Genomic DNA, 14,494 nt, shown 5'->3' with positions numbered 1-14,494 from the left:
AAATAAGTCCGGTTAATTTGGCGGGAAGCTTGAAGCTGGAGGCTGGAAGTTTATTTCAGTAAAAATATTAACTGAGGCAGTTTATTAACAAAGCTTCTATCTTTGAAATCTACTTCGTTATATTCTTCATCATTTTTTCTACGAATTCAAATGCAGCCGGGCATATCACTGTATTTTTCAGCATCAAATTATTAATCTGATAGATCTTCTTACGATCTGTATGAGGGTATTCCCGACAGGCTTTCGGTCTTACCTCATAGATAGAACAGGTATTATCATTATTCAGGAAAAAACAGGGAAGATTTTGCAATACTTTATCATTGTCTTCGTCTACTCTTAAAAACCTGGCTTCAAAATCTGCAGACTTCATTCGGAGATGTTTGGAAATTCTCTCAATATCTTTTTCGGTGTAAAGAGGGCCGGTTGTTTTGCAGCAATTGGCACATTGTAAGCAGTCTATTTCCTCAAAAACTTCATCATGGGTTTCCTGTACTATATAATCAAGATTTTTGGGCGGTTTTTTCTTTAATCCGTCCAGAAATTTCTTGTGTTCTTTCTGCTTTTGTATAGCCTGTTTTTTATAAAAATCTAAATTCATTTATTCTTTATTTGCCACTAAGTCCGGAAGTTTTTCTTTTTTATATTCATTGATTTTATCCAGATCCAGCACTGTTGAGAGATTTTCTTTGTCAGGATAATACATCGGGACAAATTTCGCTCCATATATAATTTCTCCTGTCGTATATGAAGATCTCTGAACCACGGTATTTGAAAATACTTCATCAAATGCACGAACCTGTACAATAAGTTCAATATCTGTGTTTTTAAAATCCTCTTCAGAAAAACCATAAAACGGAGAGTTTTCATCAATTTTATGGACCACAGTCCAGTTGAGTGCTAATGTATTAATCTTACTCATCTGTGTATTAAGCCTGTAAAAATTACTTTTGGCAATTCCGTTTTCTATCACTTCAATGGCTGCAGATACAATAACATCTGCATCCGTCAATGCATTGTTTTTGTAAGGAGCAAGCCTGAACATTAATGCTGAAGATTCCTGAAAAGGAGCAATTACTGCAATATCAGAAAATCTAAGGTATGCCCGCGGTCTTGAAAATCTTCCGTAAAAAAGACCCGTTGCAATGGCAAAGGTAAGCAATCCCAGAAAAGCTTCAAAAGTAGCCACAAGACTTGCCAAAAAACCTACCGGTGCTATTCTCCCATATCCAACAGTGGTAAAAGTCTGAGAACTGAAGAAAAACACATCGATAAACTCATTTAAAGGATCACTCTTGTCTATTCCCGTAAGATGCTCTACTCCAATCAGGTAATAGATCATGGCAAATACAAGATTAATGAGGATATAAGCGATAACCAAATAAGAAATAAAGCGAAATGAAGACAAATTCAGCATGGTATGATACCAGCTCAATCTGTTGAAAACATTTACCCCCGTTCTCTTAACATTCGGGAGACCGTCTTTGTTGATGAACCTCCCGGATGCATTAGTTCCGAAACCACTGTTTTCCGCATTTTTCTGACGGATCTTTTTTCTGAATCCTCCTGTCATTTTTTAATCATTTTAACGATCTTATATTATGATTCTACTCTAGCAATAAGCCAGTTACTGCTCAGCCCTACCCTTCAACATATAGATATTTAAAAAGCAAAGTTAAGAATAGAATCTATTAAGATACCTATGCTTTTCAGGAATCATCACAGATTGCTTTCCCATGGGTCTTTAAGGAACTTTTACTCAAACAAAAACAGCAGAAATTCAGAATTTCTGCTGTTTTACAATATGCTTTAAAGGTGTTTTTATATCTTCTGCGCAGGTGATTCCATCACAGTAACACTTACATTGCTTACAGATTTTACAATCCCCGACTCTCCGTGTACATTGGAAAGAAAATCAGGGAAGTTTTCAATAGGAAAAGCCCAATAATAATGTCCATCTACCGGAGAAGGAAAGTTGGCCTGTAATCTTCCGGTCAATTTCATAGGTACAAAGTATTCAACAGAAGACCCTTTTAATTTCGTCAGAATAGAAATACTTTTTTTAGAGTGAGCCGGCACAATAGTCTTATAGCTGCTGGTCTCGGTAATTTCTTCGGAGGTTTCTGTGCCTTCCGTTGTATCTCCTCCTACAACAACTTTTGTGCTGGCAGAAGCTTTTGCCACTAACGGAATATCAACAGATACGGATGCTGCCACTTCAAATGAGCCTGAGACAGTGCGCTTCCAGGAAGTAGAATATCCCTTTTTATAGGAATAGGTTACCGTAATTTCACTTTCTCTATCTCCATTATTAATAGCCTCCGTGGTATAGGAGTTATCCGGTAAATCTACTCCGTCTGTTTTTATGTTTACCTCAGGTGTTCCTAAAACAATGGAAACATTAGGATTAGGAGCCGTATTCCGGACATCTCCATCTACAGAAAGATCAGGATTAAATATAATTCCATCCGGAACCTGACCAGCGTAGGCAAAAACATTTTTCAATCTCGTTCTTTCTCCGGAAAAACTAACATCATATCCCATATCTTTCAGGTGATTCGGTTTGAAAGGAAGTTCACGCTCTTCATGGGTAGAAGTATAGTTTACCCCCAGATTATTATTGCCTGGCAATTTAAACTCATCTACAACTTTCCAGCCTTTCTGAAGCATCTCTGCCTGTGTCAAATGTGCACTCTTTGTATCAGCATAATTTATTTTTTCCGGATCATCATTCATAGAACTCACTTCATCCCTTGAACATGATACTGAAAATGCTAATAAAAGAATCAAAACAGAATTGATTTTTTTATTCATTTTAATATTTTTTTAGTGTTTAATAATTAAATTTACAAAAATCATATTCTTTCAAGGCGTTTTTTTGTGAATTAATCAAATTTTAATGTTTCCTAATTTTTCATTTTACGGTTGTATGTTTTGGCGGGATGAGTGGTAAAATACTGTTTATATGAAATTTATCAATTTGACGATTGGAATCCTTTACACAAATTACCCTAAATTTGGGCTATGAAAAAGCTTGAATCACGAGAAGATATTGAACATCTTGTCAACTCATTTTATGCCAAAGTAGTTAAGGATGAGACTATAGGGTTCTTTTTTAATGATATTGCTAAAGTAGACTGGGATCAGCATCTTCCTAAAATGTATTCTTTCTGGGAATCTATCCTTTTTGGACAGATGACGTATAAAGGAAACCCGATGGGTGTACACTTCCCAATTAATGAGATACAGGCTATGGAACAGAAACACTTTGACCAATGGCTGCTGCTTTGGCGTACCACTATTGAGGAAAACTTCGTTGGAGAAAACGCAGATATGGCTATTTATAAATCCGAGAATATAGCAAAACTCATGGCTTTCAAAATGGAGCTGGCAAGAAGATTATAGTGATACGAGATTCGGGGTATAAGATCACGAGAGTAGATTTCTGGATTTATTTACCGATAGACGGATTTGTAATTTTGTACTTTTTCTTCTTAAGGAACGATTACCGTAAAGATATAGGCCGCCAGATTCACTAATAAAACTGTTCCATAGAGGACATTTGTTTTACCGCGACTTAAAGATAACATTACAATAAAAACGGATAGAGAAAGCAGGATAATGTCTTTTTTGTCCAACCCTAGTACCAGTGGAATATCATACATAATACACACTGCTGAAACTGCGGGAATGGTAAGACCAATACTTGCTAATGCAGATCCTAATGCCAGATTTAAACTGGACTGTATCTGGTTGGCTCTTGCGGCACGAATTGCGGCTACCCCTTCAGGAAGAAGAACCACAGCGGCAATAATTACCCCTACCAGAGATTTTGGAGCTCCAAGGCTTTGTACCATTCCTTCTATCGTATTAGAAAGTCCTTTTGCCATCAGTACAACAATGACAAGGCAAACAACCAAAAACCCAAAGCTTACAAGGGTCTTTGTTAATGAAGGAATATAATGTTCTTCCGGATGCTCGTCAGGAACGATAAAATAACTTCTGTGCCTTACAGTCTGTACCATAAGAAAAATACCGTAGATGACAAGACATGCTATTGATATAAAAATAAGCTGTGCTTCGTTATAGAAAGGCCCATTCACACTGGAAGTAAAATTAGGCAGAACAAGAGTAAGTACCAGAATAGAAACAATACTTACCAGATAAGTAGTTGCAGAGGTTCTTGCGAAAAACTGCTCATGGTATTTAACGCCGCCTACTAAAATACATATTCCCAGAATTCCGTTAAGAATAAGCATTACAGCGGCAAAAACGGTATCTCTGGCCAGCGTGATCGCCTGATCTCCGCCGGCTACCATCAGCGAGATGATCAACGCAACTTCAATAATGGTGATACAAAGAGCCAGAATAATTGTTCCGAAAGGTTCTCCTACTTTATGAGCGACTACTTCAGCATGATGTACTGCTGATAGAACACTTCCGATCAATAAAATACCGGCAAGGATATCATAAAGAACACCACTTCCCATTAAACCTGAAAAGTAGTATCCTACTGCCAGAATAGGAAAAATATAGGTGTATTGTAAAAATTCTTTAGGTCTCATAAAGTGACTACAAAATACAAAAAATCTATAGAAATTTCAATATCAAAAGAAAATATTAATAATATTTTAATGAGGCCAAAAGTTAAAGTCCTGATAATCTGTGAACATATGAAACAGAAGCCCAATTGCTATAATCCTTATATTTCCTTTAAAGAACAGCAGCAAAAAATACACCGCAATGGCATAATATGAATGTAAAAAGTGAAATCCGATACTTCCTCTTGAAGGATCAAAAATGGGATGAGCAAAAAGGTGGTCCAGATCTACCAGCATCGTAGCCAGAAGAATAAAATATGCCTTTTTCCAATTTTTACGATAAAAAATCAATGCAATAAAGACCGGAAAAACAAGATGCAGAAAATAATGAGTACATGTTTTGAGCAATGCGATATCTGATGGAGCCATTAATAGATCATTTTAGGTTTCTATTTTTACCACCGTAAAATTAGGGGTAATTCTCCACTTTTTGCTTTTATTTTCACCCAATAATCCTTTGATTTATTCCCATAGAATATATAATCGATATCCGAGATAATTCTTTTTTCGCTGGCATTCAGCATTTTTAAAGAAGAATACAGCAGCTTGTTGTTTCTGATGAAGATGTAATTTTCTTTCAGCTGAGGTGACAGTGAAATGGGTTTTCGGGTTGATTGTATGACAACGCCGTTATTATTTTGGCTGGCTTGATTGGGTTGAAAAGGAATTTCTGTGAATTGATTTTCACTATTGATCCATTTTTTAGCCTGAAAGAATTCCCAGGTTTTTAAGGGATCATTGCTTTTGAGATCAATGGTATAGTTGGGTTGGGTAATATTTTGAAAGGTTTTCTTTTCAACTTCATTAAAATTATCGTCATATTCATAACTGATGATCGTATCATTAACCTGTTCAAGATCAGCTGTAGCTCTAATATTAGTGACCTGCGAAGAGTCAGCAATGTTTTTGTTAAAACCCTTGCTGAAATGCCTGATATTTTCTTTGTCTAATTCAAGCTCCAGAAAGTGATTACCGGTCTGAAGTTTAGAGATTATTGAATTAAAAATTTCAGAATCTGAATTGTTTTTGATTTCAATTTCATCATCCTTTAGCTCAATAGAAAAGTTTTGAATTCTTTTTCCTGAAATAAAAGAAATACTCCCTGCAGTGTTATGAATAAACTGATCTGCATCCAGGACAGTATTTGAAGACGCCTGAAGAAGCTGTTTCTGAATCGTTTCAAAAGCCGAATCTGAAGTTCCTGCAATACAATGACTGCCATTGATCATAAGAAAGACCTGACCTTTCTGAAAGCGGTTATTTCCCTGATCTGCAAACCTTTGCGCCTTTAGAAAATGAATGAATTTTTGTGAATCTTTCAATTCTACAACACTATACCACTCGGAAAACTTAGTGTTTTTGACATGGAAAATCTGTAGAAAATCCGGAATTTGGATTCCTGAATCTTTCAGAGAACCAGATCCTTTACCCTTGGTCTTGCTCCCGGACCATTGTGAGGGGTGGGCTACCCAACTGAAGAGGTACTGTCCCGTTACTTTCTTTATATCTATTAAAATTACGGCATCTGCATTCTCGGGAATATATTTGAGGGTCTTATTTTTATGAAAGACTACAAAATAGACTGCCACAGCAAACAGTAAAAGTAACGGGACAATAATCTTCTTTTTCTTCATTTATAAAATTTGTGGTTTCTCTTCTGTTTCTTTTGTTTTAAAAACCTGATCGAATACATCAAAGAAATACATTAAGCTGTTTTCCGAAGAATCTTTAATATTATAATTCATTTCAGTCTGGATACTTTCTCCTTTTACCTCCGTCTTATAGTACATTTCACCTACATTTTTTCTGATGGCATCCAGAGCTTTTCTTTCTTTTGGAGTTTTGAATTCTTTATCCAAACCGATTAAGAATTTTTTAATATCCAGCCTTCCTGATAACGGATATTTGGCTGAATCTTTTGCCCATTTTCTGGAAATATCAGACTGGCCTACAGATACATTGTTGTCTGCAGAACTCATCAGATACACCACTCCGTCTTTTACGGTAAAGAACAGCTGATCAATATATCCTCCGCTTTTCTCTTCTTTAAAAGTATAAAGATTTCCTTTTTTAGAGAATCTTTTAGACAGCTTCTTATTAGTTGTCAGCATATCAAAAATACGGTTCCAGTAGCCTTCATTTTCTGTTGCAAAAGCGAAAGTGAAGTTAGGAACAGCAATTTCTTTGGTTTTCTTTACTTCTTTTTCGTTGAAATCAGCATCATATTCGTAATCCGTGTACTCTACTGTTTTGGATTTCAATTCATTCAAAACAAATATTCCGTTTCCGGGTGCAATTTTGGTAATGGCTTCTTCATCCAGAACAATTTTCATGGTTTCCATGATGAGTTCCATTTCTTTTTTGTATTCATTTTCTCCGGAGTCTTGAAGAAGACTGTACATCATGTCGAAACATTTTACTCCATTTACATTCATTGCATAGTAACCCACACTTTTCTCATTGATCAGTTCCAGCAGTTTTTTGTTTTTCTTTCCTTTATAAATGGCAGAGATATTCTTTTGAATCTCAGGATTTTTGTGCTGATAATTATTAACCAGTCTTACTTTATCCTTATCAAAGTACAGATTGTACGAATAATTGGAGTTGTACATGTTTTTGAAGAACTGCCCATAGCTGTATAACTTGGTCATCTTCCCATAGATTCCGTCATTTACGATTCTTCCATAGTCTGTATACACAAACACATCAGAATTGCCATCTCTGAACGCGAGCATTTCTTTAGGAACTTCAATTTCCAGGTTTGAACTGAAGTATTGATCAAAACGGTCTTCAGCATTCTTTTTTACAATTTTGAAGTTTTCTCTGCGGATAGAATCCTGTTCTTTCTTATAGGCATTATCTTCCTCTTCATAAGATTCATTAGGCATCTCTTCTTCATTCTCAGGGCTCTCAGCATTCTCTTTTTCCTCAGGATATTTGTGATGTTTCTGCAGATATTTGATATCTTTCTGAATTCTCGCTATTTCAAGATTGTTATCCTTAATACTTTCTTTAAGATATTTAATATCATCTTTAAGATTTTTGATTTCTTCCTTATAATTAAAAGGTTTTTCAGGCTCATCAGTATAAGCACTATCACCAGCATCTATCGCATCTACGGCAACACTGTCCACAACAGCAACGGCTGCACTGTCTGCAACAGCTTCTTCTGCCCAAAGGTCTTTATAAGGTTTGGTATAGCTTATCATGCTAAGCATTGCACGGCTTCCGTTCCAGGCAACAAAAATATCATCATTGATATCTACGTAAGAATAATTTTTTCTGTTGGAAACCTCCTGTCCTTTTTTCTTCACAGAATTAATGAATTCCTGGAATTTTTCCTTATTATCGATGATAAAATGGGTATTGTATGCTTTAATAGAATCATTAAAACTTGCGTAGTGGTATTGAACAGCATCGTATTTGATTCCTGTTTTGGAATAATCTGTCCATGAAAGATTTTCTTTGCTCTTTTTACTCAGCTCATGCAGCAAAGGATTCAGTTTATTCCAGTTGATTTTATTATTAAGCTGTTTTCCGTTGACTTCCATATAAAATACAGCGTCAGACGGGATTTTCATACTGTTTTGGGCGAAAACCAGGGTAAAGCCAAAGAGTACGAAAAAAATTTTTTGCGTTTTTAATAAGATAGATTTCATGACTATAGTTTAGAAATTTATTGAAAAAGTATTGTGTTTTGTATTTGTTTTTTCTGAAGGATCAGATCCAGAATATCAGCTTCCAGTTTAAGAGCCTTTTTATTGGGAGAAAGTATGTAAGTGTTATTGGTTTGTGATTTTACAGTACTTTCGAACTGCATAATGGAAGTATATCGGGCGTCATTAAAAACTTCCTTGTCCGCCTTACTCATCTTGTCATAATCCGCCTTGAAAGTATTTACTTTATTTCTGGTTAACGTCTTCTTTTCAAGATTCTGGCTGTAGACTTGTGTGGGAACCATTTTGCCTAATATATTCTGAGCCTTCAGCTTTTCCAGACCGGCATTGATATTTTCAATTTTTTTGAAATTACAGCTCAGTTTGATGATATAATTGTCAAAATCCATGGATGTTTTCACATTACTGATTCCGGGAGTTGCTTTAAAAATTTTCGCAGCTTCATTGATTTTGTTTTCAATTTCACCCTTTTTCGGAACTTTTTTCCCGTTAATCGTTTCCATTTTGGAGATGGATGCCAGCCTTGTCTTGCTTTTGCTGGCATTAAGGATTATGGTATATTCTCCCGTTCCGTCAGCTTTTACATTCACTTTATCAAGAATATCGAAACAGCTTGTCAGAAATAACAAAGGAAGAAAAAGAAGAAATAATTTGAGAAAATTTTTCATGATTGGTTTTAAAACCACGAAATTACTCAATTTTGACCTTAAAACCTTATTCTGTTTGATTTTTTGAACATAAATAGCTGTTTTCCGGTACTTTTTCTGGGAAAAATACGGTACTATTTCTTCATATTATTTTTTAAACATGTCCTTTCAGATAATCCTGGCGAAGATCTTCATCCAGTTTTTCAATGGCATATCGTAAGCAGGTTCTCGGCATTTCTTTGTAATGCTGATTCAAATAGCTGATGAGTTCTCCTTCATTCTTATTACCCATTTCCCTTAATAACCAGCCATTTGCCTTATGCATCAGATCATGAGAATGTTTCAGATTTCTGGTGACAAATTCCTTGGTAAGAGCAAATGATCCTTTTTTAATATAATGCATTGTTCCTACCACAGCAATTCTCTTATGCCACATTTCGTCAGACTCTGAAAGTTCTCTCAGAAGGCTTTCTTTCTGATTCTCAAAAGTATATCTTCCCAGAATTTTATAACAGGAAGAATCTACCAGATCCCAGTTATTCACATACGGAAGGTGGTTCAGATAAAAAGTAACCACTTCTTCTTTTATCGCTTTATCTTTTGTTTTTTCAAATTTTGAAATCAGTATAAAAAGAGCGGTTAGCCTATGTTCATGGTATTTTGAGGAAAGTAATACACTGAGTTCTTTTAAATTGATTTTTGAATAATATTCTTTGGCAACAGAACGCTGATCCGGAACTTTTACGCCCAGAAATAAATCTCCTTCACCATATTCTCCTTTTCCTGTTTTGAAAAATCTTGGAAAGAACTCTGCTTTTTCAGGAATAGATAAAACAGCAAGTGCTTCCTGTATTTCTTTAACAATACTCATATTACAATTTAAGCTTTCTCTTCTACAGCAATACTTTCCTGCTCTTCCTCTTCTTTGGCAATCTTATTAGGGTTGGCCACTTTGGCAATGGTAAGCCCCTGAACAATGATTGAGAAAACCACAACGCAGTAGGTAATACTTAATATAATCTCGCTGTATTCACTTTTAGGAATAGACATCGCTAAGGCAATGGAAACCCCACCCCGGATTCCTCCCCAAACCAGAACCTTCACGGTCTGCGGACTGAAACTTTTTCTCAGAGAAGTAAATTTTGTAGGTCCCCAGATGGAAATAAATCTTGCAAACAATACAACCACAATAGCAGCCAGACCTGGAATCATGAAATGTCTAAGATCTTTAATCATCAAAAGTTCAAATCCAATGAACAGGAATAATACAGCATTCAGAATTTCATCAATCAATTCCCAGAATTTGATCAGATAATCCTGTGTAACAGATTTCATTTTGAAACTTCTGTTGAAATTCCCCATAAATAACCCTGCCGCCACCATAGTCAACGGCCCTGAAATATGCATTTGACGGGCAATAAGATATCCTCCCATAACAACAGAAAGTGTTACTAATACGGAAATAATATAATCATCCACTTCACGCATCAGTCTTGAAGTAACCCAACCCAGCAGAACTCCCAGCAATAGACCGCCTCCTGCTTCTTTAAGCAAAAGCAATCCGATGGTTTCCACACTCAGATCCACTTCTTTTCCGACCGCCAGCTGTAAGATCACTGTAAAGACCACTACCGCCATACCGTCATTAAAAAGAGATTCTCCGGCTACTTTTGTTTCCAGAGATTTTGACACATTCGCTTGCTTCAGTACACTCAGAACGGCTACCGGATCAGTAGGCGAAATCAGGGCTCCAAAAACAAGACAGTAGATAAAAGGAAGTTTAACGCCTACATAAGGAAGCAGATAAAACATTCCAAATCCTACAACAAAAGTAGAAATTACAACACCTACTGTGGAAAATATAACAACAGGCCTGAACTGTTCTTTCAGATCATTAATATTAATATGAATTCCTCCTGCAAAGAGTAGAAAATTAAGCATAGCGCCCATCAAAACCTCCGTAAAGTCGATCCCATTCATCAGGTTGTGAAGATGTCCGAAAGTTCTCGGAAGAACTGTTTCTCCAAACATTACCAGAAAAATAGAAACCACAATGGCGATCACCATAATTCCGATGGTACTTGGAAGTTTTAAAAACCTATAGTTAAGATAGGCAAATATTGATGCTAATACGATTAATGCTGAAAATGAATAATATAATTCCACTAAGTGTTTTTTATTTTAAGATTAATTGGTTAGTTCCAAATAGAGTATTTTGATATAAATCTGCTTCCCGTCTTTTTCCCAGATATCAAACATGCCTTCTTTAGCAGGTTTTGAGCTCCTTTTATAATCCTGTCCTATATTCAGAATATTGAGCAAAATGTATTCATCCCCTACAGAATTCACGATATAAGCTGTTTTCTCAGATTTTCCGTCTCCCGAACTTCTTATACCTTCAGTAAGGGTGCGGAATTGGTTCAGATGGTGTATAAAGTTATTTCCATCCTTTACAGAGTCGTAAGCCCTAAGAAGAATCAGCAGAATATCCAGGTTGGTAGGGTCTTTACCATATAAAGCTTTTCCCTGTTTGATACACTCTGCAAAATTGTTTTCTTTAAAGGACTCTGCAAGACTTTTAAAACTTTCTTCTGATGTACTTACTTTATCGTTCCTGAAATTTCTTCCGTAGTACAGATACTGAGATTCTATACTGTCCAGAGACTTTGGATATCCTTTATATTTGAAAATAAGCTTTTCATAATTGTAGGGAGAATCTGAAGTTCTGAGACTTTTCTCAATAGCTTTTAAATCAATTTTTGATTTCTGGCTGAACCCAAAAACCGAAAACATGATGAATAAAAGGAAAAAGTGATATTTCATTAATTGTTGCTTTCTTCTTCTTCGTCGTTATCGAAATATTCGAAAAGAAAATCGTTGTATGGAAATCTGGAAATGTGAATCTTCATGACCTCATCATAGATCATTTTTTTCATTTCCGGGAAGTTTTCCTTCGTGAGTGCAGAAATGAAAACTGTCGGATACTTAGATTTTGCCATCCATGTCTTTTTCCATTCTTCCAGAGAGACGTTTTTACGGGTAGAAGGTGTAAGATCATCTTCATCTTTCTTCTCATAACTGAAGCCATCAATCTTATTGAAAACCATAATCATAGGTTTCTGATGAGCATTAATTTCCATCAGAATATGATTTACAGATTCTATGTGATCTTCAAAGCTTTCATGAGAAATATCCACCACATGGATCAAAAGATCAGCTTCACGAACCTCATCCAAAGTAGATTTAAATGATTCTACCAGCTGAGTCGGCAATTTTCTGATAAATCCTACGGTATCTGTAAGCAGAAACGGTAAATTTCCAATCACCACTTTTCTTACAGTAGTATCAAGGGTTGCAAATAATTTATTTTCGGCAAAAACTTCAGATTTCGAAATGGAATTCATTAAAGTAGATTTCCCCACGTTGGTATATCCTACCAAAGCTGCACGAACCACTTTTCCACGGTTGTTACGCTGAGTTGCCATCTGCTTGTCAATGGTCTTCAGTTTCTCTTTCAGCAAAGTAATTCTGTCACGGATAATACGACGGTCAGTTTCAATTTCCGTTTCACCGGGACCTCTCATCCCAATTCCCCCTTTCTGACGCTCAAGGTGAGTCCACATTCTTGTCAATCGTGGTAAAAGATATTGATATTGTGCCAATTCCACCTGCGTTCTTGCATACGAAGTTTGTGCTCTTTGGGCAAAAATATCAAGGATAAGATTGGTACGGTCCAAAATCTTAACTTCCATCTCTCTTTCCAGGTTTTTAAGCTGTGAAGGAGAGAGCTCATCATCGAAAATTACAGTTCCGATCTCATTTTCTTTTACATATTCTTTTATCTCAATGGCTTTTCCGCTTCCGATAAAGGTTTTGGAATCAGGCTGAGTTAATTTTTGGGTAAAACGCTTTTGTACGGTTGCGCCCGCTGTGAAAGCTAAAAACTCCAGTTCATCTAAATACTCCGTCAGTTTTTCTTCGTCCTGATTTTGAGTAATAACACCCACCAAGACTGCTTTCTCATAGTTATGTTCTTTCTTTTCTAACATTAAGTTCTGTCTATGTTTATGATTTTTACAAGTTAATATTTTTCAGAAAAAAAACAAAATCAATTTTTATTTAATAACATATTTTAATATAAATTTAAGTTTACTGGTGAATGATATACAAAAAATCAATAACTTTATGTAATAAAATTCTGATTTTTAAACATTTAAATTAAAAACTAATCTCCGGAATATCATGATTACGCATATCAGATGTATGATTATTGATGATGATGAACTGGACAGGCTGGTTCTTCAGCATTATATCAGACAATATCAAAACATTGAAATTGTTGCCACTTTTGATTCTGCAGAAAAGGCAGTTCCCTATCTTGACCTTCCTGTTGATCTTCTGATTACTGAAACCAATTTAAAAGGCATCAGCGGTATTGAATTTCGGAAGATGGCTCATAAAATACCCGCATGTATTTTCGTAAGTTCACATCCTGAACTGGCTGCGGGGGTTTTTGAAATCAACACATTAGATTTCATTACCAAACCACTTACCGCAGAACGTTTTCATCATTCTATGGAAAGACTCTTCAATTTTTTTGAAATCAAGGAAAAATGTGAATGCTATGATGCCATGATAGGAGAAAACTGCATCAAGATAAAAGAAGGAGGTCATATTTTCCAGATTAAGATGAAAGATATTCTGTATCTGGAAGCCCTGAAAGACTATACCAGAATTATCACTCTTGAAAAAAACCACTGTATTTTAAACTCTCTGGGAAACCTCCTGCAAAAAAACTTTTTTGATTCTTTTGTCAGAATACACAGAAGCTACGCGGTTCCGCGCCATCTTATCCGAGGAAAAAGCTGTCATGAAATAGAGCTCGCTCATCACATCAAGCTTCCTATCGGCCGAACCTACAAGGATAATCTTTCTTTTTTCAATCCTTAAAAAAGCCAATAATAATTCATAAAATGCCATTGGTCGATTATTTCTGCCGTTGGTCTATTTTCCTGTCATTTGATTGAGATAGGTGGTAATTTAGTCTTCCCAAATTCCCCCAGAAAAACACATCTATTAATCACCAAAACTGTTATCCATGGAAAGAATATCTATTTATTGTATTATTCTGTCTGTCTTTTCCGTCCCCATACTGCACGCTCAATCCGCAGTTCTGGCAACCGGACTGGATGCATCAGCAGCTAATGGTTTTGTTTCTTACAGCATAGGTCAGACCACCTATCTGGAAAAAGGAACAGGACAAGTTCTCGAAGGCGTTCAACAGCCTTACGAAATTATCACCCTTACTTCCCTTGAAACTTCTTCTGAACTCAATGGTATTTTGCTCTACCCTAATCCTTTCAGAGATTATTTGTATTTAGATTTTACTTCAAATAATTTCAAAGGATCAGAGTATCAATTATTCGATGCCCAAGGTAAGCTGGTAAAAAAAGATAAGATCTCACAATCAAAATCTGAGCTTAATTTCTCCTCACTTCCTTCAGCGATGTATATCATCAGGATCACTCAAAACGGAGAAAATATTAAAACATTTAAAATCATCAAAAAATAA

The 14,494-nt window shown here is 35.8% G+C and carries 15 protein-coding genes; 3 read left to right on the top strand and 12 right to left on the bottom strand.

Annotated features, from left to right (window positions below):
• Window positions 1-109: 109 nt before the first annotated feature.
• The 3 genes from ACWPWS_RS22280 to ACWPWS_RS22270 all read right to left on the bottom strand — a co-directional run bounded on the left by ACWPWS_RS22280 (window position 110) and on the right by ACWPWS_RS22270 (window position 2,811).
• Window positions 110-598, bottom strand: coding sequence for a YkgJ family cysteine cluster protein (locus ACWPWS_RS22280; RefSeq protein WP_209786390.1), 489 nt, complete (start codon window positions 596-598; stop codon window positions 110-112).
• Entirely contained in the window at window positions 599-1,570 is a 972-nt protein-coding gene (locus ACWPWS_RS22275) for an ion channel (protein ID WP_454047961.1), read from the bottom strand. It lies immediately after the preceding gene.
• Between the two features lie 248 nt (window positions 1,571-1,818).
• Window positions 1,819-2,811 (bottom strand): hypothetical protein, encoded by a 993-nt coding sequence (locus tag ACWPWS_RS22270; protein ID WP_454047960.1) that lies wholly within the window; start codon window positions 2,809-2,811, stop codon window positions 1,819-1,821.
• A 210-nt stretch (window positions 2,812-3,021) separates the two neighbouring features.
• On the opposite strand from ACWPWS_RS22270, the gene ACWPWS_RS22265 reads away from it, so the two are divergent.
• Entirely contained in the window at window positions 3,022-3,402 is a 381-nt protein-coding gene (locus tag ACWPWS_RS22265; RefSeq protein ID WP_105683073.1) for a group III truncated hemoglobin, read from the top strand.
• A gap of 89 nt (window positions 3,403-3,491) precedes the next feature.
• Here the strand turns inward: ACWPWS_RS22265 and ACWPWS_RS22260 are convergent, their stop codons facing one another.
• The 9 genes from ACWPWS_RS22260 to hflX all read right to left on the bottom strand — a co-directional run bounded on the left by ACWPWS_RS22260 (window position 3,492) and on the right by hflX (window position 12,971).
• On the bottom strand, window positions 3,492-4,562 hold the full coding sequence (locus ACWPWS_RS22260) for a calcium:proton antiporter (protein ID WP_454047959.1): 1,071 nt from the start codon (window positions 4,560-4,562) through the stop codon (window positions 3,492-3,494).
• Window positions 4,563-4,628: 66 nt separating this feature from the next.
• A complete protein-coding gene (locus tag ACWPWS_RS22255) occupies window positions 4,629-4,967 on the bottom strand; it encodes a DUF6122 family protein (RefSeq protein ID WP_209786395.1) in 339 nt (112 codons plus the stop codon).
• 26 nt (window positions 4,968-4,993) lie between these two features.
• On the bottom strand, window positions 4,994-6,232 hold the full coding sequence (locus tag ACWPWS_RS22250; protein WP_454047958.1) for a hypothetical protein: 1,239 nt from the start codon (window positions 6,230-6,232) through the stop codon (window positions 4,994-4,996).
• Window positions 6,233-8,179 (bottom strand): hypothetical protein, encoded by a 1,947-nt coding sequence (locus ACWPWS_RS22245; protein ID WP_454047957.1) that lies wholly within the window; start codon window positions 8,177-8,179, stop codon window positions 6,233-6,235.
• Window positions 8,180-8,274: 95 nt separating this feature from the next.
• Window positions 8,275-8,943: a hypothetical protein gene (locus ACWPWS_RS22240; protein WP_209786398.1), complete on the bottom strand. Its 669-nt coding sequence runs from the start codon at window positions 8,941-8,943 to the stop codon at window positions 8,275-8,277.
• Between the two features lie 133 nt (window positions 8,944-9,076).
• On the bottom strand, window positions 9,077-9,793 hold the full coding sequence (locus tag ACWPWS_RS22235; protein WP_454047956.1) for a DNA alkylation repair protein: 717 nt from the start codon (window positions 9,791-9,793) through the stop codon (window positions 9,077-9,079).
• 8 nt (window positions 9,794-9,801) lie between these two features.
• Entirely contained in the window at window positions 9,802-11,088 is a 1,287-nt protein-coding gene (locus tag ACWPWS_RS22230) for a cation:proton antiporter (protein WP_309511787.1), read from the bottom strand.
• A 21-nt stretch (window positions 11,089-11,109) separates the two neighbouring features.
• Window positions 11,110-11,745 (bottom strand): DUF4919 domain-containing protein, encoded by a 636-nt coding sequence (locus ACWPWS_RS22225; RefSeq protein WP_454047955.1) that lies wholly within the window; start codon window positions 11,743-11,745, stop codon window positions 11,110-11,112.
• A complete protein-coding gene (gene hflX / locus ACWPWS_RS22220) occupies window positions 11,745-12,971 on the bottom strand; it encodes a GTPase HflX (protein ID WP_454047954.1) in 1,227 nt (408 codons plus the stop codon). Before hflX ends, ACWPWS_RS22225 begins: the two co-directional genes overlap by 1 nt.
• A gap of 193 nt (window positions 12,972-13,164) precedes the next feature.
• Here hflX and ACWPWS_RS22215 point away from each other — a divergent pair, with 193 nt between their 5' ends.
• Complete coding sequence (locus tag ACWPWS_RS22215; protein WP_454047953.1) at window positions 13,165-13,872, top strand: LytR/AlgR family response regulator transcription factor; 708 nt, start codon at window positions 13,165-13,167, stop codon at window positions 13,870-13,872.
• A gap of 148 nt (window positions 13,873-14,020) precedes the next feature.
• Window positions 14,021-14,494, top strand: coding sequence for a T9SS type A sorting domain-containing protein (locus ACWPWS_RS22210; RefSeq protein ID WP_209786402.1), 474 nt, complete (start codon window positions 14,021-14,023; stop codon window positions 14,492-14,494).

This window comes from Chryseobacterium sp. Marseille-Q8038 (assembly GCF_965111995.1).
The sequence above is the reverse complement of the archived record's forward strand: the minus strand, read 5'-3'. Positions and strand labels throughout refer to the sequence as shown.